Here is a 19,869-nt window from a genome sequence, read left to right as displayed (position 1 = left end):
ACCTACCGCACCGCACCCAGCCACCAGCCCGGCACCACATCGCGGCCCGCGCACCGTGCGTGCGCGTCCGCCGCGCATCGCACCGGCACCGCACCGTGCGGAGTCCGTCAACCCGTGCGCCGTTGACCGCTCCGTGCACACCTACCGCGCCGCACCCAGCCACCAACCTCGCACCGGGTCGCGTCCGGCGCACGGTGCGTCCCACGGCCTGGAGGCCCGGCGCACGTCCGCCCCGCACGCCGCGCTCGGTAGACTGCCGCTGCTCGCGGGAGTGGTGGAATCGGTAGACACGCAGGATTTAGGTTCCTGTGCCCCAGGCGTGAGGGTTCGAGTCCCTCCTTCCGCACCGAGTCCCTCCTTCCGCACCGTTGCGGTCATCCGCACGCCTCGAGCGGGTCAGCCCAGCGGGGGATGGCCGCGTCACCTCCGGGCGGTACCCTCATCCCGCGGGAGTCTCCCGTGACCCCGCCTCCACGACCGGAAGAACCATGCACTCCGTCGCACTCGCCCTGATCCCGTGGCTCGATCCGCAGTACATCCTCGACCACTTCGGGGCCATCGCCGTGCTCGTGGTGTGCGCGATCGTGTTCGCCGAGACCGGGCTGCTCATCGGCTTCATCTTCCCCGGCGACAGCCTGCTGGTCATCACCGGCCTGTTCGCCTTCGACCGCGGCGGCGAGATCGGCGGCATCCCGATCTGGATCGCGGCGCTGATGATCGGGGTCGCGGCGTTCCTCGGCGGCGAGCTCGGCTACTACATCGGCAAGAAGGCCGGGCCACCGATCTTCGAGCGGAAGGACAGCGGTCTGTTCTCGAAGGAGAACGTCGACCGTACCAACGCGTTCTTCCACCGTTTCGGTCCCGCCGCGGTCATCCTGGCCCGCTTCGTGCCGGTCGTCCGCACCTTCGCCCCGATCGCCGCGGGCGTCGGCCGGATGAACTACAAGAAGTACTCGCTCTACAACGCGATCGGCGCCGTCGTCTGGGGTGTCGGCGTGACGTTCCTCGGGTACTTCATCGGGCACATCCCGTTCGTGGCGCACATCGTCCGCGAGTACATCGACATCATCCTGCTGGCCGCGGTCGTCGTGACCGTCGTGCCGATGGCGCTGACGTACCTGCGCAACGCCCGCAAGGCGAAGCACGCGCACGACGCCGAGGCCACCACGGCCCCGACCGCTCCGACGGTCGACCCGACCGTCTGACCGCGCCGCGCCTCCACGGGGCGCTGGCACCCGTCCGTCGGCGCTCGTCGGGCCCGCGCACAACCGAAGTCGCCCCGAACCACGGACTTCCGTGGTTCGGGGCGACTGTGGTTGTGCAGATCGGAAAGCGCGTCAGACGCCGAAGTGCTCCCGCACGATCGGCGCGATGCCTCGGAACGCCTTGCTGCGGTGCGACAGCGCGTTCTTCTCGTCGCGGCTGAGCTCCGCCGACGAGCGATCGGCGTCGTCCGGCCGGAACACCGGGTCGTAGCCGTGCCCGCCGTCACCAACGGGCTCGGTCAGGACCTCGCCGTTCCAGACGGCCTCGACCACGTGCTCCTGGCCGTCGGGCGTGACGAACGCGGCGGCGCAGACGAAGGCGGCGGTGCGCTCGACGACGCCCTCCATGTTGGCGAGCAGCAGCGCGATGTTGTCGGCGTCCGACCGGGTCCCGGCGTACCGGGCCGAGTGGATGCCCGGTGCCCCGCCGAGGGCGTCGACGGCGATCCCGGAGTCGTCGGCGAGCGCCGGCAGCCCCGTGTGGGCGACCGCGGCGCGGGCCTTGATCAGGGCGTTCGCGGCGTAGCTGTCGCCGTCCTCGACCGGCTCCGGGCCGTCGTACCCGACGAGTTCGACGCCCTCGCCCAACGCCGACCCGAGGATCTCACGCAGCTCGACGACCTTGCCCTGGTTGTGGGTGGCCAGCACCACCTCGCGGGACGTCACGCCAGACCCAGGACCGAACGCTGGATCGCGGCGAGCGACTGGTTGCCGGCCAGGCCGAGGTCGAGCAGGACGTTCAGCTCGTCACGGTCGAACGGGGCGTGCTCGGCCGTGCCCTGCACCTCGATGAACTTGCCCGACCCGGTCGTGACGATGTTCATGTCGGTGTCGGCGGCGGAGTCCTCGGTGTAGGCGAGGTCGAGCATCGGCTCGCCCTTGACGATGCCGACCGAGATCGCCTGCACGCTGTCGGTGAGCGGGGTGGCCTTCTTCGCGATGAAGCCCTTCGCGCGGCCCCACTCGATCGCGTCCGCCATCGCGACGTACGCGCCGGTGATCGACGCCGTGCGGGTGCCGCCGTCGGCCTGCAGCACGTCGCAGTCGATGACGAGGGTGTTCTCGCCGAGCGCCTTGGTGTCGACCACGGCACGGAGCGAGCGGCCGATCAGCCGGGAGATCTCGTGCGTGCGCCCGCCGACCTTGCCCTTGATGGACTCACGCTGCATGCGCTCGTTCGTCGACCGCGGCAGCATCGAGTACTCGGCGGTGACCCAGCCGGTGCCCTTGCCGGCGAGCCAGCGCGGCACGCCGTTCGTGAAGGAGGCGGTGCAGAGCACCTTCGTGTTGCCGAACGAGATGAGCGCGCTGCCCTCGGCCTGCGTGCTCCACCCCCGCTCGATGGTGACGGGACGGTGGTCGGTGGCGGTGCGGCCGTCGACGCGGAGTGTGTCGGTCATGGGGTCCTTTCGGTGCGGGGCAGCGTGATGGCCCCCGTCTGGAGGTGGCCGACGCTCGAGACCTCGGGACCGAGGAAGCGCCGGGCGAGCCGGATGAAACCGTTCTTGTCGTCGCCCGTCGCCTCGAACGAGTACGTCGGGGCGGTGGTCGCGGTGCGCTCGAGCCCGTGCTCCACGAGCCGTCGGTAGACGTCGTTCGCGGTCTCCTCGGCGCTGGAGACGAGCGTGACCTCCGGGCCCATGACGAACTGGATCGCGGCGGACATGAGCGGGTAGTGGGTGCAGCCGAGCACGAGGGTGTCGACGTCGGCGGCACGGATCGGGTCGAGGTACCCGGCCGCGATCTCGCGCAGGGACGGTGACGAGGTGTCCCCGGCCTCGACGAACTCGACGAACCGTGGGCACGCGGCGGTGGTGAGCCTGACGTCGGCGGCGACCGCGAAGGCGTCCTCGTAGGCGCGCGACGCGATGGTGCCGACGGTACCGATGACCCCGATGCGGCCCGTGCGGGTCTGCTTGACGGCGGCGCGGGCGGCGGGCTGGATGACCTCGACCACCGGGATGCCGTACGCCTGCTCGTACCGTTCGCGAGCGTCGCGGAGCACGGCGGACGAGGCGGTGTTGCAGGCGATCACCAGGGCTTTCACGCCCTGCTCGACCAGGTCGTCCATGACCTCGAGCGCGTAGCGGCGGACGTCCGCGATGGGCTTCGGGCCGTACGGCGAGTGCACGGTGTCCCCGACGTACCGGATGCTCTCGCGCGGGAGCTGGTCGATGATGGCGCGGGCCACGGTGAGGCCGCCGACCCCGCTGTCGAAGACTCCGATCGGTGCATCCGTCACGGCACCAGCGTACCGACGCTCGCCCCGGACCCTCGCACCGTGCGAGGTCCGCCCACGCGCCGTGCGAGGTTCCGGACTCGGTGCGACCCTCGGCGGGTACCACCGAGTACGGAACCTCGCACGGACCGAACCGTGACACCGGGCGGCCGAGGTGATCCGGGCCTCCCCACCGTCACGTCACTAGTGTCGGAGACGTGACCAGCGCGCTCCTCACCGACCAGTACGAACTCACCATGGTGGACGCCGCCCTGAAGGACGGGACCGCGAACCGCCGATGCGTCTTCGAGGTCTTCGCCCGGCGGCTGCCCGACGGGCGCCGGTACGGCGTCGCAGCCGGGCTCGGACGCTTCCTCACCGCACTCGGTGACTTCCGCTTCGGCGACGAGGAGATCGGCTTCCTGCGCGACCGCGGCGTCATCGACTCCGGCACCGCCGCGTGGCTCGCCGACTACCGGTTCCGCGGCGACGTCCGCGCCTACCGCGAGGGCGAGGTGTACTTCCCGAACTCCCCCATCCTGCAGATCGAGGGCACCTTCGCCGAGGCCGTCGTGCTCGAGACGCTCGCGCTGAGCATCTTCAACGCCGACTCCGCGATCGCCTCGGCCGCCGCCCGCATGGTCTCCGCCGCCGACGGCCGCCCCCTCGCCGAGATGGGCTCCCGCCGCACGGGCGAGTGGAACGCCGTCGCCGCGGCCCGAGCCGCGTACATCGCCGGGTTCGGTGCGACGAGCAACCTCGAGGCGGGGCGCACCTGGGGCATCCCGACGATGGGCACCGCCGCACACGCCTTCACGCTGCTGCACGACTCCGAGGAGCAGGCGTTCCGCTCGCAACTCGACGCGCTCGGCAGCGGCACGACCCTGCTCGTCGACACCTACGACATCGAGGCCGCGGTCGAGACGGCCGTCCGGCTCACCGACGGCAAGCTCGGCGGCGTCCGGATCGACAGCGGCGACCTGCCGTCCGTCGTCGCGGCCGTGCGCGCGCAGCTCGACCGCCTGGGGGCGACGGGCACGAAGATCACGGTGACGAACGACCTCGACGAGTACACGATCGCCGCGCTCCGGGCCGCCCCGGTCGACTCGTACGGCGTCGGCACGTCGGTCGTCTCGGGCTCCGGCCACCCGGCCGCCGGCATGGTGTTCAAGCTCGTCGCACACCGGGACGCCGACGGCGGCGACTGGGTCCCCGTCGCCAAGAAGTCGGCCGACAAGGCGTCGATCGGCGGCCGGAAGGAGGCGGGCCGACGGCTCCGCAACGGCGTCGCCACCGCCGAGATCGTGCTCACCGGCGCGCAGGTCGGCCCGGACGAGCGGCCGCTGCTGGTCCCCGTGGTCACCGGCGGCGAGGTCGACCCGGCGTTCCTCGGCACGCAGGGGGTCGAGGCCGCACGCGCGCACCACAAGCGCGCGAAGGCGGAGCTGCCCGCCGATGCGTCGCGCATCGGTCGCGGCGACCCCGTCATCCCGACCCTGGTGATCTAGGGCACGCACGCACGCACGCGTGTGCGTCGCGGCGCATCGCGGCGCATCGCCGCTTCGTGAGCAGAAATGGTCGGGTGTCCCAGGGCGACCCGACCTTTTCTGCTCACGATGTGCGACCAGCAGCGCAGACGACGGACGGGAGGCCCGTGGCGGCGTCGCCACGGGCCTCCCGTCCGTCTGCTGGTCGCGTCTACTCGGCCTTCATCTTCTCGTAGATCGCCTTGCAGTCCGGGCAGACCGGGAACTTCTCCGGGTCGCGACCCGGGATCCACTTCTTGCCGCACAGGGCCTTCACCGGCTTGCCGGACAGGGCCGACTGCAGGATCTTGTCCTTCTTGACGTAGTGCGAGAACCGCTCGTGGTCACCGGGTTCGATCGCTTCGTCTTCGAGGAGCTTCTCGAGCTCCCGGTCCATCACGTCGAGGCCGCCGCCTGGTTCCGTCATGCTCATGCAACCAGGGTACGACGGTCTGCCCTCGGGCGCGTTGCTCCTGGTCGGGTTGCTAGTTGCGCTGCGCCGCCGCGAGCAGGTCGGGGCCGCGACGGTCGAACAGGCGACCGCCGGCGGCGACGCCGATCACCAGCACGACGGCACCGACCCCGATGCCCACCAGGAGCGTCAGCACCGACCAGGGTTCCGGACCCTGCACGGCGGCGAGCACCGCGAGCCAGGCGGCGGGGACCGTGCAGAGCACGATGCCGATCACCATGGACGCCTGCGCCACGGTGGCGGTGACGCCTGCGGCCTGCGGCTGCTGGAAGGGGTGGTCGCCCGGTCGGACGGTCGGGTACGGCATGAGCACGGACAGGACACTCGACAGCCCGAGGCCGGACAGCAGCGCGCTCGCACTCACCCCGATGAGGAGCGGGAACGCCGCCCAGTCACCGAACAGCCGAGCGGACAGCGCGGCTCCGGCCACGATCGCCGGTGCGCCCACGACGAGCACGGGCACGACCCGACCGAGCCGGTCGCTCCACCCCGGTGCTCCCGAGGCCACGTGCAACCAGACGGCGGTGTTGTCGTAGGAGACGTCGTTGTGCGGCAGGAACCCGGCGATCAGGGCCATCAGCGGCAGCGGCACGAGGGCCGTCCACTGCCACGGCACCCCGGCGACGCCGAGCGGGATGACGACGATCGGCACCAGCAGGATGATCAGGTAGGACGCGCGGTAGCGCGGGTCGCGCACCCAGTACGTGAGCGCCCGGGCCGCGACGGCGGACACCGGGGCCGACCCGAACCGGTCGAACCAGCCGAGGCCCTGGTAGCGGCGGGTCCGGGCCCGGTCGTCGACGGTCTCGAGGGCACGGCCGACGAGCGACCACCACGCCCAGGCGAGGAGGGCGACGACGGCGACCGCGACGAGCAGCTTGAGGACCCCGGTGCCGACGTGGCCGCTCGCGACCTCGGCGGGCACGGCCCAGGCGGCGCCCCACGGCGTCCACCCGGCGACGTCCGCGACGCGCTGCATCTCGGCGCCCTGCGGGTCGAGCCAGTCGACGCGCAGCAGCAGCGCCACCGTCGGGATCGAGAGCGCGATGATGACGAGTGCGACGAGCCACCCGGCGTCGCGGGAGCGGTCCGGGCCGATCAGCCGCGAACCGACGGTGCAGCAGACGCGGACCAGGAGCGCGCAGGTCGCGACGGCGAGCAGCCCGCCGACGACCGCGAGCAGTGCGAGCCCTGGGTCGCGGGCCCAGGCGACGACCTGGCCGACCGCGACGACGACCACCCCGATGACCGGGATGCCGACGAGACCGGCCACGACGAGCCCGACCGCGAGTCGACGTCGTTCGATGCCGAACACGGTGAAGCGACGCGGGTCGAGCTGGTCGCTCCGGCCGACGACGAGCGGCACGACCGTGAACCCGAACGTGATCAGGGTGCCGACGGGCACGACGACGGCACGGGCGACGTCCGGGTCGGCGCTGCCGAGCGCGATGGTCTGCGCAGCGACGAACACGGCGGCGAGGAGTCCGGCGAGGCTGCCGAGCACGACGGCGACGGACCGGCGGGCGGTGCCGCGGACCTCCCCCGCGAGCAGGTCCGCCCTCAGCCGGAGAAGCTGTGCAACCATTCCATGCTCTCTGCGACGACACGTCCGCCGGCGAGTTCGACGAACTTGTCCTCGAGGCTCTTGCGCCCTCGGACCTGGGCCATGGTGCCGGAGGCGAGGACCTTGCCGCCGACGATGATGGCGACCGAGTCGCAGGTGCGCTGGACCAGCTCCATCGAGTGGCTCGACAGCACGACGGTGCCGCCGCCCCGGGTGTACCGGCGGAGGATGTCCGTGATCGTTGCCGCGCTGACGGGGTCGACCGACTCGAACGGCTCGTCGAGCACGAGCACCCGCGGTGAGTGGATGAGGGTGGCGGCCAGGGCGATCTTCTTCGCCATGCCGACGGAGTAGTCGGCCACCTGGCGGCCCAGTGCCTCGCCCAGCCCGAAGGCCTCGGCGAGGTCGTCGCTGCGCTGGCGGGCGGTGGCCCCGTCGAGCCCGCGGAGCGTGGCCGAGTAGTAGAGGAGCTGCGCGCCGGTCAGCCGGTCGAACAGGCGGAGCCGGTCGGGCAGGACACCGAGACTGCGCTTCGCCGCGGTCGGGTCGGCCCAGACGTCGTGGTCGAGCACGGTCACCGATCCGGCGTCGGGGCGGAGCAGTCCGGTGATCATCGACAGGGTCGTCGTCTTGCCGGCGCCGTTCGGTCCGACGACGCCGAAGATCGAACCCTGCCGGATCTCGAGGTCGACCTCGTCGACGGCCAGGGTCTGCCCGTACCGCTTGACGAGTCCGCTCGCGGCGAGCACGACGGGCTGGAGCTTCTGCGGCTGCTTGGGCGCGGCGGTGCGCGGTGCGCGCTTCTTCGCCGGGGGCGCGGCTGCCGTGGCGGCGGTGTCGACGTCGGTCGCGCTTCCGGCGTCCGTCACGTCGTCGTCCGCAACCGGGACGGGAGGCACGGCGCCGGTCGGAGCGTCGGCCTTCGCCGGGCGCTTGGTGCGTCCCTTGCCGGCACGCGCCTTCGCGGGGCGCGGCACGGTGGGCGTCGCGTCGCCGCCGAGCGTGTCCGTCGTGTCGTCGGTACGGGTGTCCGTCGTGTCGTCGGTACGGGTGGCCGTCGTGTCGTCGGTCATCGCGTGATCAGTGGCGGCGTCGTCCGCATCCGTGTCCCCCGTGTCGTCGTCGACTGCGTCGTCCTGCGCAGCCGCGGCGTCCGCCTCGTCGGCGTCCCCCGCTTCGGTCATCCAGGCAGCGTCGGCCGTGGCGTACACGTCCTCGTTCTCCGCGCGGGCTGGCATCGACCCACCGTACCAACGCTCTCCGCGCGGCGGGAACCGTGCTGCCCAGGGTCACGAATTGAGTACGAAGCGCGCAGACCCGTACCCCACGAGGGGGTGTTTCCGTATCATTCACCAGGGCACGAAGGAGTGTTCACCACTTGGAAACCTGCTCCAGCAGGCGATCCCGGCGGCCTCCTCGCACCGACGTCCCACGTCGACGCGATCGGTTCTCGGGCAACTCGGACGTTGGAAGCGCAGACTCGACGAGGCCCGCCCGTACCCCAGGGTGCGCGGGCGGACACCAGAAGGGACCAGCATGACCACGCAGATCGTGATCCTCGCAGCGGGGATGGGCAGCCGCCTCGGCCGCAGCCTGCCGAAGCCGCTCACGGAGCTCAGCGACGGCCGCACCATCATGCAGCAGCAGTTCGACAACATCCGCGCCGCGTTCGGCTCGAGCGCCCGCGTGACGATCGTCGTCGGCTACAAGTCGGAGCACATCGTCGAGGCATTCCCCGACGCGAACTTCGTCTACAACGAGTCCTACGACTCCACCAACACCTCGAAGAGCCTGCTGCGCGCCCTCAAGGCGACCGGCAAGAGCGGTGTCCTCTGGATGAACGGCGACGTGGTCTTCGACCCGATGGCGCTCGTCCGCGCGGCCGACATGATCGACGAGGGCCGTTCCTTCGTCAGCGTCAACACCGACAAGGTCTCCGACGAAGAGGTCAAGTACACGGTCGACGCCGAAGGCTTCATCCACAAGCTCTCCAAGCAGGTCGTCGGTGGCCTCGGCGAAGCCGTCGGGATCAACTACGTCTCCGCTGCCGACAAGCAGGCCCTCATCCGCCAGCTCGGGCGCGTCGACGACCAGGAGTACTTCGAGGGCGGCATCGAAGCTGCCATCGCCGAGGACGGGCTACGCTGGACGCCGATCGACATCTCCGACCTGTACGCGGTCGAGATCGACTTCGCCGAGGACCTCGAGCGCGCGAACAACCTGTTCGCCTGATCCACCGTCAGGACCCCTCGGCGGTTCCGCCCGAAGGGAAACCGTGACCACAGCGAGTGCGCCGACCGCGCCCGCGGCTGCCGCACCCGCGACGCCCCGGAGCGCCGGTCGGCGTTATCGTCAGGCCCTCTGGCTGCTGACCGTCCGCGACCTCCGGGTCCGGTACTCGACGTCGGCGCTCGGCTACGTCTGGTCGATCCTCGACCCGCTCGTGATGTCGGGGATCTACTGGTTCGTCTTCACGCAGGTGTTCCACCGCGGGTCGGTCGGTGAAGATCCGTACATCGTGTTCCTGCTGTCCGCGCTGCTGCCGTGGATGTGGTTCACCGGGGGTGTCTCGGACTCCACCCGGGCGTTCATCAAGGAATCGAAGCTGATCCGCTCGACGACGATCCCCCGCACCATCTGGGTGGCCCGGATCGTCGCGTCGAAGGGCATCGAGTTCCTGCTGAGCCTGCCGGTCCTGGCGGCCTTCGCGATCGCGACCGGAGCACACCTGCACTGGCAGGTCGTGTTCTTCCCGCTGGCGATCGTGCTGCAGTGTGCGCTGGTCTACGGGCTGGGGCTCATCGTCGCCCCGCTCGTCGTCTTCTTCCGCGACCTGGAGCGTGCGACCAAGCTCGTGCTGCGCTTCCTGTTCTACGCGTCGCCGATCATCTACGGCACGCACGCGCTCCCCTCCGCCCTGCGCGACATCGCCGCGATCAACCCGCTCACCGGCATCTTCGGCATGTACCGCGCGGCCTTCTTCCCCGGCCAGCTCGACTGGCTCGAGGTCGGGGCCTCGGTGGTCGTGACCGGCATCGTCCTCGTCATCGGCTTCGCGGTGTTCCGTCGCAGCGAGCACCGCGTGCTGAAGGAGCTGTGATGACCGCGACCGACCAGACCCGCCGCACCGAGACCGTCGCCCCGGTCATCTCCGTGCGCGACGCCGGCATCTGCTTCAAGCGCAACCGCCGGGCGAGCCGGAACTTCAAGGACCTGTTCGCCGGACGTGGCCGCCGCAAGCGCGCAGACGAGTTCTGGGCGCTCCGCAACGTGTCCTTCGACGTCCGCCCGGGCGAGGCGATCGGTGTCGTGGGTCGCAACGGGCAGGGCAAGTCGACCCTCCTGAAGCTCGTGGCCCAGGTCATGCTGCCGGACGAGGGCCGCATCGACGTGGGTGCCGGCGTCGCACCGCTCATCGAGATCACCGGTGGCTTCGTCGGCGACCTGACGGTGCGCGACAACGTCTACCTGACGGCCGGCCTGCACGGGATGTCACGCGCCGAGATCCGCGACGCCTTCGACGAGATCATCGACTTCGCCGAGATCGCTGACTTCGTCGACACCCCCTACAAGCACCTGTCGAGCGGCATGAAGGTCCGCATCGCGTTCGCGGTGATCTCCCGGCTGGACGAGCCGGTGATCCTCGTCGACGAGGTGCTGGCCGTGGGCGACAAGGCCTTCCGCGAGAAGTGCTACAAGCGCATCGAGGAGCTCCTGGCCGGCGGCCGGACGCTGTTCTTCGTGTCGCACAACGACAAGGACCTCCGTCGCTTCTGCGACCGCGGCCTGTACCTCGACAAGGGCCGGCTGCAGCTCGACGACACCATCGACGCCGCGCTGGCCCGGTACGCGGCGGACTACGGCTCCTGATCGGCCGGGGTACTCCCCCTGCACGAACACGGGTGCCGCGGGCTCCCTCCACAACCCCGGCCCCTCGTGGTCGCTCCCGGGGGCCCACCGTCAGACCCTCCCCCTAGCGTTCCCCCCATGCACCACCCACCAACCGCGTACGCCGTCCCGTTCGCCGTCGACCGATCGCACGCCCCGCGTCGGTACGACCTCGTCAACACCGGCCCCGAGCCGGTCGACGGACTCTCCCTCACCCACCTCGGCAACGGCTACTGCCCACCGCTCGCGGTGCGCCGACTCGAACCGGGCCGGTCGCTGTCACTCGCGGTCTTCGGCGCGGACCCCGAGGACACCGGGGTCGTCATCGTGCGGTGGCGACGACCGGACCGGTCCGAGTACCTCTGGCGGATGTCACTCGTCGGGCCCGGTCTGCAGCCGTGACGCCGTTCCGGGCGCCGGCGGGGACGGGCCGGCTTGCCGACCGACCGTCAGCGCCCGTCGCGCTCGGCGGCGACGGTCCGCCACCGCTCCAGCAGCCACTCGACAGCCGCGTGGAACCGCCTCGTCGCGACCCCCGGGGTCGTGTCGCCGAAGTACCGGACGACCCAGTGCTGCAGGCGCGCGAGCTCCTCGGCGTCGCTCGCAGCGGCGTCCACACGGGCGAGCACCGACGGCGCATCGGCCGCGGTCAGCCAGTTGGCGTCGCTCAGGTACCCGCGCTCGTCGACGTCGGCCTCGGGCGACACCGGACGCGTGACGATGAGCGGCTTGCCGACCGCCAGCCGGTCGTAGATCATCGCGCTGATGTCGGTGATCGCCACGTCGGCGTCCGCCAGCTGCCAGCCCAGGTCGCCGCCGTCGTCGTGCAGGTGGTGTGCCGCCGGGTCAGCGGCGTTCGCGGCCGTGATCGCCGCGACGATCCGCTCGTGCGCGGCGCGGTACGCCGGGTCGAGCACTCCGCTCCGTGGGTGCGGGCGGTACACCAGACGGTGCCGGGGCGATGCGAGCACCTGCTCCGCGATGGTCGTGCCGTGGGACGCGATCGACCCGTACGCCGCGGCGCCCCGGTCGCCCTCCCACGTCGGCGCGTACAGCACCACGGTCCGGTCGTCGTCCGGGTACGGTGCCGCCCCGGCGAAGTGATCCGCCTGCGGACGACCGATCGCGATGGTCCGCGCGTCGAGGTCGTAGTCCCACAGCGCCTCGGCCAGACGATCGCGGGCGGCGTCCCCGGCGATCAGGGCGTAGTCGTACGCCTTGAACTGGTTGGTGGTCATGTACATCTTGTCGCTCTCGCCGTGGTTGACGAAGACGTGCCACATCCGCCCGTACCGCATCATCTGGAAGTTGCGGGCGTTCTGGTTGACGTACAGCACCACCTTCGGCGCCTGGGTGTCGACGAAGTGCTCGAGGTCGACCACCTGCCGAGCGTAGACCGCGGGCACGGGCGACTCGTCGAGCAGGGTCAGCATGGTGCCCGGGCTCCGCGAGACGATCGCCACCGGGTGCGTCTTCGCGAGCTCGGCCAGCGGCGCGTACCACTGGCGCACCTGGTACATGTTGACCGGGCCGTCGGCGAAGTACACCGCGATCTCGATCGATCCGGGCGCTGGCCGGGCGGCGGACGGCAGTCGTCGTGCGAGCTGCCGACGGCTCCGGCGCGACGTCAGGAGTCGCTCGACGAGCCGCAGCGCGGTCCGCAGGTCGCTGATGATCGACATGGTCCTTCTCCGGGTCTGCTCTGGTGTGACGGGGCGGGCGGGTCAGACGACCGGCGGCCGCCCTGCGATGGTCATCCGTGCGACTGTGAGCCAGCCCATCGGGCGCACCGGCCCGCAGTCGGTCGTCCATCCTTCACGGATCCCGGCGAACCAGGTGGCCAGGCGTCGCGGGTGACGCCACCAGCGCGCGATCTGGATCGCGGCCCACGAACCCACGTAGAGCGGCCGCAGCACCGCCGGCAGGTTGCGGCGGGCGAGCCACACGCGGTTCCGGGCGTTCAGCCGGTAGTACTCGGTGTGCCGTGCCGGGTCGATCGCGGGGTGGTGCGCGACGAGGTCTCCGGCGTACCAGGTGCGACGACCGGCGTCCCACACGCGCCAGGCGAGCTCGATGCCCTCGTGGGCGTAGAAGTACTCGGCGCCCCAGCCGCCGACGGCCCGGTACACGTCCATGGGCAGGACGACCGCACCTTCCCACACCGAGAACACCGGCGACGAGTGGTCCGGCTCGCCTTTCCGGATGCGCGGCACCCAGCGGCGGGGGTTCGCAGCACCGGCAGGGTCGACGACGCGGGGCTGCACGAGCCCGAGCGACGGGTCGTGCTCGAACAGTGCGACGGCGTCCCGCAGGAACGTCGGCGACGGCACCGAGGCATCGTCGTCGAGGAAGAACACGTAGTCACCGTCGACGGTCTCGGCTCCGGCGTTCCGCCCGGCTGGGATCCCGACGTTCTCGGGCAGGGCCAGCGCCCGGACACCGTCGGGCAGGCCCGTCGGCACCCAGCCGTTGCCGACGCAGACGACGTCGAGCTCGACGCCCTGCTGCGCGAGCACGCTCTCGAGGCCACGACGCAGGTCCTCCGGCCGGGTGCCCTGCGACAGGCTCACCACGGCGACGCGGGGTCGTTCGCGGTGCACCACCGCGTGGCGCCGGACGGTGCCGGGCACGGTCGGGGACTCGGTCACGCCTTGACCCGCTTCGAGGCGATGATCGCCAGGAAGTGCCCGACCGTCGCCAGCACGGCCAACGGCAGCAGGGCGCCCACCAGGATCCGGCTGGCCAGCGGATCGCCGATCACCAGGGCGAGCAGGGCGAAGACGAACGCGAGCATGCTCAGCTCGACCGAGTGGTACAGGCGGTGGAACGGCAGGAACCGTGCCAGGCGGCGGAGCGAGGCGAGCTTGCGGCCCGACGGTGCGGTCGAGGCGTCCCGACGGTCGACCAGCTTGTCGAGGCCGGCGTTGGCGCGAGCAACGTGCACCATGTCGTTGAGCGCCTTGTTCAGCACGATGACCAGGCCGAGCGCGCAGCCGATCGTGGTCCACATCCAGTCGGCGTCGTGGATCGGCCAGGTGGCGGCCCGGATGCCGAGCGCGATCGGGATGAGCCCCTCGGTCGTGTAGTGCCCGACCTTGTCCAGGAACACCCCGGCCGGCGACTTCGTGCCGCGCCACCGGGCGACCTCGCCGTCGGAGCAGTCGACGAGCATCTGCAGCTGGCCCAGCACGAGCGCCAGCGCGGCACCCCAGATCCCGGGGATCAGCAGGGCGGCCGCGACGCTCCAGCCGACCAGGATCATGAGGCCGGTGACCTGGTTCGCGCTGACGCGGGTCTTCAGGAGCACCCAGGTCAGGTAGGGCGAGACGTCTCGCAGGTACAGCGAGGCCGTCCAGTGCTCGGCGTTGGCGCGGGCACGGACCTCGTCCGGCTGGGCGACGGCCCGGAGCTCGGCGATCGAGGTCGGCCGTGCGGATCCGCGGCCGGTCGTGGGCTGGTCGGTCATTCGGTCACCGTCCCGTGTGGGTGGTCAGCTCGGACGTGCGGGTCAGGAACCCGATGATGAACCCGAGCCCCCAGCCCACGTGGATGCAGGGCAGCACGACGAGCAGCCAGAGGAGCGTCGGCAGCCCGGAGCGGCGCGCCACCACGACCGACCCGAGCACGACGAAGAGCAGGTAGACGGCGGGCACGACGAACCCGAGCAGCGCCCACGCGAGCGGGGTGCCGAGGACGGCGCCGACGATCCCGACGAGCCCCGCGACGATGCCCAGGGCCATCGCCGCGACCATCGCCGGCGGCACGAAGTAGCGCAGGCCGTTGTTGGCCGGGAACCGGCGGGCGAGCTCACCGCGCCAGAGTCCGGTGGCGACGAACTGCCGCACCAGGCGCTTCAGGCTCGGCCGCGGCCGGTAGGTCACGACGAGCTCGGGCGTGAACCAGACGGTCCCACCGGTCTGCCGCAGCCGCCGGTTGAGCTCCCAGTCCTGCCCGCGCTTGATGCCCTCGTCGAAGAGCCCGACGTCGAAGAGCCGTTCCCGGCGGAAGACGCCGAGGTAGGCGGTCTCGGCCGGCCCGGCGGTGCCGCCGACGTGGTGCGGCGTGCCCCCCAGCCCGACACGGCTGCCGTAGGCCAGGGCGACGGCTCGCTCGAAGGGGGTGCGGCCCTCGGCGCGCATGATTCCGCCGACGTTGTCCGCGCCGGAGTCGAGGAGCGTGCGCACCGCGATGCGCGTGTAGTCGGTGGGCAGCACCGAGTGCGCGTCCACGCGGATGACGACGGGGTGGACGGACGCCCGGATCGCGACGTTCAGACCGGCCGGCGTCGATCCGACCGGGTTGTCGATCGCGCGGATCCGCGGGTCGGCGGCGCTCATCTCGGCGACGAGTTCGTTCGTGCCGTCGATCGACGGCCCGAGCGCGAGGATGACCTCGAAGGGGCCCGTGTAGTCCTGGTCGAGCAGGCTGCCGACGGCGGCCCGGACCTCGGTGACCTCGTTGAGCACGGGCATCACGTACGAGACGCCCGGCAGGGGCTGTCCGTCTGACTGCATGCGTACCTCGGGGTGCTGGCTGGCGGCACGGGACGCACCGGGGACGGTGCCGCCCCGCAGAGCGACCATGAGCCTATCAAGAGGCCGAACCAGTCACCTGCGCGGGCGCGCGACGCACCACGGGACGCACTGGAGGCCCGGCGCACGTCGTGCCCCGGGCCTCCTGTCCGTCTGGTGGTGGCATCAGCCCTTGCTGTCGAACGTCCCGAGCTTCACGTCGGCCTGCCGGGTCTGACCGTCGCGGACGTAGCTGATCGTCGTCGAGGCGCCGCCGGCGAAGTACCGCACCTGCGCGGTCAGGTCGGTGGCGTCGGAGACCGTCGCCGAACCGATCTTGGTGACCACGTCGCCCTTCTGCAGGCCGGCCTTCGCCGCTGCGCCGCCGGAGGAGACGGACTTGATGAGCGCGCCCGTCTGGGTGGCCGTGGCGTCCTCGGAGGCGTCGCCGACCGAGGCACCGAGCAGGCCGTGCGTGGCCGAGCCGTTGTCCTTGATCTCGTTCGCGACGCGCTTGACCAGGTTCGACGGGATCGAGAAGCCGACGCCGATGCTGCCGGCCGCCGACTCGGACGACGACGAGCTGCCGGCCGAGGCGATGGCGACGTTGATGCCGATCAGGCGGCCCTTCGAGTCGAGCAGCGCGCCACCGGAGTTGCCCGGGTTGATCGAGGCGTCGGTCTGGATGACCGGGAGCGAGACGGTGGTGTTCGCCGACGAGCTGCTGCCGTTGTCACCGTTGCCCCAGAAGTCGAACGGGCCGGAGCCGCCGTTGCCGCCCTCGTTCGAGTCGCCGCCTTCGCTCGGCGCGCTCGAGGTGACCTGGATGCTGCGGTTCAGCGTCGACACGATGCCGTCCGTGACGGTGTTCGACAGACCGAGCGGCGCACCGATCGCGACGGCCGTGTCACCGACGTTGAGCTTGGAGGAGTCCGCGAACTCCATCGGCTTGAGGTCGGTCGCCTCGATCTTGATGACCGCGAGGTCCACGGTCGGGTCGGTGCCGATGAGCTTGCCCGCGTAGATCTTGCCGTTCGAGGTCGTCACCCGGATCGAGCCGTTCGAGCTGTCGCCGTCGAGGGTCACCACGTGGGTGTTCGTGACGATGTAGCCGTCCTTGCTCATCACCACGCCGGAACCGGTGCCGGCCTCGTTGCTCGAGGACACGTTGATGGTGACGACGGACGGGGTCGCCTGTGCGGCCACCGCGGTGACGACGGTGGCGGAGTCGTAGTCGTTGACGGTCAGGTTGCCGCCCTGCGAGGAGCCGGAGGACACGACGGTGCCCCCGTCGTTGCTGGAGGAGACGGCCCAGCCGGCACCTCCGCCCACCAGACCGCCCGCGATCGCGGCAGCGATGATGGGCAGGAGGAGCCTGTTCCGGCCGGAACGGTCCTTGGTGGTCGTGGTCGCCGCGCCGGAGGCGTCGTCGCTGAAGTAGTGGCCGTTCCGCTGGTTCGCGCCGTCGACGTCGCCGAAGGCGCTCGTGGCGGACTGCGGGGCGTGCGCCGAGGCGGTGGCGTACTCGGACGACGAGGTCGGAGCGGCCGATGACGTCGGCTGGGCGTACTCGCCGTAGCGGGGGCGTTCGCCGCCGGGCTGGCCGTACTGCGACTGCTGACCGTACGGGTTCTGGGCCTGCTGGGCCTGCTGGCCGTAGGGGTTCTGGGCCTGCTGACCGTACGGGTTCTGGCTCTGCTGACCGTACGGGTTCTGGGGCTGCTGACCGTACGGGTTCTGGCTCTGCTGACCGTAGGGGTTCTGGGCCTGCTGGCCGTACTGGGACTGCTGGCCGTACGGCGACGTCTGCTGGCCGTAGCCGCCCTGTTGCGCGCTCGAGGCGTCGCCGGAGACGGCGGGGTACGGCGCGGTGTAGCGGTCGGTGGGGTGGTCCGTCGACGACGGGATCGCGTCCGTGTGGTCGGCGTTCGCCGCGTCGTTCTGCTGCGGGCGAGGCGTGTCGCCCTGCTGGTCGGAGTCGTTCGGCATCGACGTGTTCCCTCTCGTGGCCGCTGCTGCGGCGTCCTCACTGGCGGCAGGCGGAGCCGCATCGTCCGGACGGCGGTCGTCGCCCTGCCCGTTGGGCGTGGTGTCGGTCATGCTGGACGTGCTCCTTTCAAGCTCGTGCAGTCTGTCGCAGGCACCTGAGCGGTCCTTCTGGCGAGGCTGCGAGCCACCCCTGGCGATCTTATGCGTGCCCTGTACGCCGGTGTCCCGGTTCGCCGCTGGACGGACAGCTAGGTTGGGGTCCGTTCAGCGCGACACGTCGTCGCCGGCACGGGAGGGGAACCACATGCGTCAGGCAGGACCGTGGCTGCGAGCCGCCGACGGAGCGATGCTGCTCGGACCGGACGGGGTCCCCGCACCGACGGTGTTCGCCGAGATGAGTGCCCTCGCCGCCAGCACCGGCGCGGTCAACCTGGGACAGGGGTTCCCCGACGAGGACGGCCCGGCCGAGGTGCTCGAGGCCGCGGTGCAGGCGATCCGCGACGGCGTGAACCAGTACCCGCCCGGCCGGGGCACCCCGGACCTGCGAGCGGCCGTTTCGGAACACCAGCAGCGGTGGTACGGACTCGAGGTGGATCCCGACCGTGAGGTCCTCGTCACGGCCGGTGCCACCGAGGCGTTGGCCGCGACGCTCCTCGCCCTGGTCGAGCCCGGTGACGAGGTGGTCACCTTCGAACCGTTCTACGACGCCTACGGGGCGCTCATCCGGCTGGCCGGCGGCGTGCACGTCACGGTCCCGCTCAGCGCGCCCGACTTCCTGCCCGACGAGCGCACGCTCCGTGCGGCCTTCACCGACCGCACCCGCGCCGTGCTCGTGAACACCCCGCACAACCCGACCGGTCGAGTCCTGCCCACCGAGGTCCTGCAGGCCGTCGTCGACCTCGCCACCGAGCGCGACGCGGTGATCATCACGGACGAGGTCTACGAACACCTGACGTTCGACGTCCCGCACACGCCCATCGCGACCCTGCCCGGCGCCGCAGAGCGGACCGTGTCGGTGTCGAGCGCCGGCAAGACGTTCAACACGACCGGCTGGAAGATCGGCTGGCTCACCGCTCCCCCGGCGCTCGTCGACGCGATCACCACGGTCAAGCAGTACCTGACGTTCGTGAACGGCGCTCCCTTCCAGCCGGCCGTCGCCGTGGGCCTGCGCCTTCCAGACGCGGTCTTCACCGGCATCGCGGCCGACCTGCGCGCGAAGCACGAGCTGCTCGCCGACGGACTGCGGACAGCGGGCTTCGACGTGATGCGACCCGACGGCGGCTACTTCGTGCTCGCCGACGCGGCGCCGTTCGGGTACGACGACGCCCGTGCACTCTGTCTCGAACTGCCCGCGATGGCGGGGGTCGCCGGCGTCCCGGTCTCGGCGTTCGTGCGACCGGACCGCGTCGCCGGGTACCGGTCCCTCGTGCGCTTCGCGTTCTGCAAGCGGCGGAGCGTCCTCGAGGACGCCGCCACCCGCCTGGCGACCCTCGGAGCGCGGCCCCGCGCCTGAGACGCGACCGCGTCGGGACGCCACGTATGCGTCAGAGCTGCTCCGGGCCTCCCGGCTGGGCGCGCAGCGTGACGTCGTACCGCCGGAGCGACAGCGACGGGTTGACCCGCCGGACCGCGTCGGTGACGGCGGTGTCGACCGTCGCGGTGAGCGTGCCCGGCGTGGCGCCGGCCGAGGCGACCGCGACGCCGGACGGGTCGAGGACGACGGACCCGCCGACGCCGATCGGGGGCGTCTGTCCGACCCCGACCACCCAGACGGTGTTCTCGATGGCACGGGCCGTGAGCAGGGTGCGCCAGTGGTGCTCCTTGCCGGGACCGCGTACCCACTCCGCGGGGAGCACGACGACGTCGACCGCACCGAGCTCCGGGGCCGCGAGCCGCCGGGTGACCTCGGGGAAGCGGAGGTCGTAGCAGGTCTCGAGGCCGATGCGGAGCCCGCCGAGCTCGAAGACCGGCAGCTGCTCGGGATCGCCCGACTCGATGCGGTCCGACTCCCGCGAGCCGAAGGCGTCGTAGAGGTGGACCTTCCGGTACGTCGCGGCGAGCTCACCGGTGGGGAGCACGGCGACCAGGGTGTTCCGGAAGCGCTCCGGAGTGTCCGCGGACTCGGCGACCCCGACCACCAGCGCGATGCCGGTCTCGCGGGCGACGTCGCGGAGGCCGGAGACGAACGGCCCGTCCAGGGGCTGCGCGGCGGCCACGAAGCGGTCGTCGATGTCCACGGTGAAGTACGACGTGTACTCGGGCGTGACGAGGAGGTCCGCGCCGCGCGCTGCCGCATCCACGGCGGCGGCGCGCACGGTGTCGAGGTTGGCGACGGGATCGTCCGCGGGGGCGAACTGCGCCGCCGCGATGGTGAGGGTGGCCATGCCGCGAGCGTACCCGGGGGGCTGTGTCCGGCGGACGTCCGGGGACGGGGCG

At 71.4% G+C, this 19,869-nt stretch carries 18 protein-coding genes, 1 tRNA gene and 1 pseudogene; 8 read left to right on the top strand and 12 right to left on the bottom strand.

Annotated features, from left to right (window positions below; all coding sequences use genetic code 11):
* The first annotated feature begins 265 nt into the window (after positions 1–265).
* A tRNA-Leu gene (locus KK087_RS11595) sits at positions 266–346 on the top strand.
* Between the two features lie 142 nt (positions 347–488).
* Positions 489–1,205 carry a DedA family protein gene (locus tag KK087_RS11590; RefSeq protein ID WP_214531669.1) on the top strand — a complete coding sequence of 239 codons (717 nt, stop codon included), beginning with the start codon at positions 489–491 and terminating at the stop codon, positions 1,203–1,205.
* A gap of 132 nt (positions 1,206–1,337) precedes the next feature.
* On the opposite strand, the gene rdgB is transcribed toward KK087_RS11590, so the two are convergent.
* From rdgB to murI, 3 genes are read right to left on the bottom strand one after another with little or no spacing between them, the layout of a single operon-like run.
* On the bottom strand, positions 1,338–1,931 hold the full coding sequence (gene rdgB, locus KK087_RS11585; RefSeq protein WP_214565405.1) for an RdgB/HAM1 family non-canonical purine NTP pyrophosphatase: 594 nt from the start codon (positions 1,929–1,931) through the stop codon (positions 1,338–1,340).
* On the bottom strand, positions 1,928–2,665 hold the full coding sequence (gene rph, locus KK087_RS11580; RefSeq protein WP_111223806.1) for a ribonuclease PH: 738 nt from the start codon (positions 2,663–2,665) through the stop codon (positions 1,928–1,930). The genes rdgB and rph overlap by 4 nt, the downstream gene beginning before the upstream one ends.
* On the bottom strand, positions 2,662–3,507 hold the full coding sequence (gene murI / locus KK087_RS11575) for a glutamate racemase (protein ID WP_214531671.1): 846 nt from the start codon (positions 3,505–3,507) through the stop codon (positions 2,662–2,664). Before murI ends, rph begins: the two co-directional genes overlap by 4 nt.
* A 188-nt stretch (positions 3,508–3,695) precedes the next feature.
* On the opposite strand from murI, the pseudogene KK087_RS11570 reads away from it, so the two are divergent.
* Positions 3,696–4,991 (top strand): annotated as a pseudogene (locus KK087_RS11570) (nicotinate phosphoribosyltransferase); the annotation flags it as partial.
* 190 nt (positions 4,992–5,181) lie between these two features.
* Here the strand turns inward: KK087_RS11570 and KK087_RS11565 are convergent.
* The 3 genes from KK087_RS11565 to KK087_RS11555 are packed head-to-tail and all read right to left on the bottom strand — an operon-like array spanning position 5,182 to position 8,283.
* Positions 5,182–5,442 (bottom strand): DUF3039 domain-containing protein, encoded by a 261-nt coding sequence (locus KK087_RS11565; protein ID WP_099051947.1) that lies wholly within the window; start codon positions 5,440–5,442, stop codon positions 5,182–5,184.
* Between the two features lie 52 nt (positions 5,443–5,494).
* On the bottom strand, positions 5,495–7,066 hold the full coding sequence (locus KK087_RS11560; protein ID WP_214565401.1) for an ABC transporter permease: 1,572 nt from the start codon (positions 7,064–7,066) through the stop codon (positions 5,495–5,497).
* Positions 7,042–8,283 carry an ABC transporter ATP-binding protein gene (locus tag KK087_RS11555; RefSeq protein ID WP_250901032.1) on the bottom strand — a complete coding sequence of 414 codons (1,242 nt, stop codon included), beginning with the start codon at positions 8,281–8,283 and terminating at the stop codon, positions 7,042–7,044. Before KK087_RS11555 ends, KK087_RS11560 begins: the two co-directional genes overlap by 25 nt.
* Positions 8,284–8,581: 298 nt before the next feature.
* Between KK087_RS11555 and KK087_RS11550 the strand changes: the two genes are divergently transcribed.
* The 4 genes from KK087_RS11550 to KK087_RS11535 all read left to right on the top strand — a co-directional run bounded on the left by KK087_RS11550 (position 8,582) and on the right by KK087_RS11535 (position 11,335).
* The gene (locus tag KK087_RS11550) at positions 8,582–9,277 is read left to right on the top strand and encodes a phosphocholine cytidylyltransferase family protein (protein ID WP_110862735.1); all 696 of its coding nucleotides are present in this window, start codon (positions 8,582–8,584) and stop codon (positions 9,275–9,277) included.
* Positions 9,278–9,320: 43 nt separating this feature from the next.
* A complete protein-coding gene (locus KK087_RS11545; RefSeq protein ID WP_214531674.1) occupies positions 9,321–10,145 on the top strand; it encodes an ABC transporter permease in 825 nt (274 codons plus the stop codon).
* Complete coding sequence (locus tag KK087_RS11540; protein WP_214531675.1) at positions 10,145–10,915, top strand: ABC transporter ATP-binding protein; 771 nt, start codon at positions 10,145–10,147, stop codon at positions 10,913–10,915. The genes KK087_RS11545 and KK087_RS11540 overlap by 1 nt, the downstream gene beginning before the upstream one ends.
* Positions 10,916–11,032: 117 nt before the next feature.
* Positions 11,033–11,335: a hypothetical protein gene (locus tag KK087_RS11535; RefSeq protein ID WP_214529054.1), complete on the top strand. Its 303-nt coding sequence runs from the start codon at positions 11,033–11,035 to the stop codon at positions 11,333–11,335.
* 47 nt (positions 11,336–11,382) lie between these two features.
* Here KK087_RS11535 and KK087_RS11530 read toward each other — a convergent pair whose 3' ends face one another.
* The 5 genes from KK087_RS11530 to KK087_RS11510 form a co-directional block, all read right to left on the bottom strand.
* A complete protein-coding gene (locus tag KK087_RS11530) occupies positions 11,383–12,615 on the bottom strand; it encodes a CDP-glycerol glycerophosphotransferase family protein (protein WP_214565399.1) in 1,233 nt (410 codons plus the stop codon).
* A 42-nt stretch (positions 12,616–12,657) separates the two neighbouring features.
* Complete coding sequence (locus tag KK087_RS11525) at positions 12,658–13,581, bottom strand: glycosyltransferase family 2 protein (protein ID WP_439647646.1); 924 nt, start codon at positions 13,579–13,581, stop codon at positions 12,658–12,660.
* Entirely contained in the window at positions 13,578–14,399 is an 822-nt protein-coding gene (locus tag KK087_RS11520; RefSeq protein ID WP_214565397.1) for a CDP-alcohol phosphatidyltransferase family protein, read from the bottom strand. Before KK087_RS11520 ends, KK087_RS11525 begins: the two co-directional genes overlap by 4 nt.
* Before the next feature lie 4 nt (positions 14,400–14,403).
* Positions 14,404–15,447 (bottom strand): glycosyltransferase family 2 protein, encoded by a 1,044-nt coding sequence (locus tag KK087_RS11515; protein ID WP_214565395.1) that lies wholly within the window; start codon positions 15,445–15,447, stop codon positions 14,404–14,406.
* Between the two features lie 183 nt (positions 15,448–15,630).
* Positions 15,631–17,544 carry a S1C family serine protease gene (locus tag KK087_RS11510; RefSeq protein ID WP_250901031.1) on the bottom strand — a complete coding sequence of 638 codons (1,914 nt, stop codon included), beginning with the start codon at positions 17,542–17,544 and terminating at the stop codon, positions 15,631–15,633.
* Positions 17,545–17,737: 193 nt separating this feature from the next.
* Between KK087_RS11510 and KK087_RS11505 the strand changes: the two genes are divergently transcribed.
* The gene (locus tag KK087_RS11505) at positions 17,738–18,946 is read left to right on the top strand and encodes an aminotransferase class I/II-fold pyridoxal phosphate-dependent enzyme (protein WP_214565392.1); all 1,209 of its coding nucleotides are present in this window, start codon (positions 17,738–17,740) and stop codon (positions 18,944–18,946) included.
* A gap of 31 nt (positions 18,947–18,977) precedes the next feature.
* Here the strand turns inward: KK087_RS11505 and KK087_RS11500 are convergent, their stop codons facing one another.
* A complete protein-coding gene (locus KK087_RS11500; protein ID WP_214565385.1) occupies positions 18,978–19,817 on the bottom strand; it encodes a carbon-nitrogen hydrolase family protein in 840 nt (279 codons plus the stop codon).
* Between the last annotated feature and the right edge of the window lie 52 nt (positions 19,818–19,869).

Origin of the sequence: Curtobacterium aurantiacum (genome assembly GCF_018598555.1) — a bacterium.
In the GTDB taxonomy this organism is placed as follows: Bacteria; Actinomycetota; Actinomycetes; order Actinomycetales; family Microbacteriaceae; genus Curtobacterium; species Curtobacterium aurantiacum.
The sequence above is the reverse complement of the archived record's forward strand: the minus strand, read 5'-3'. Positions and strand labels throughout refer to the sequence as shown.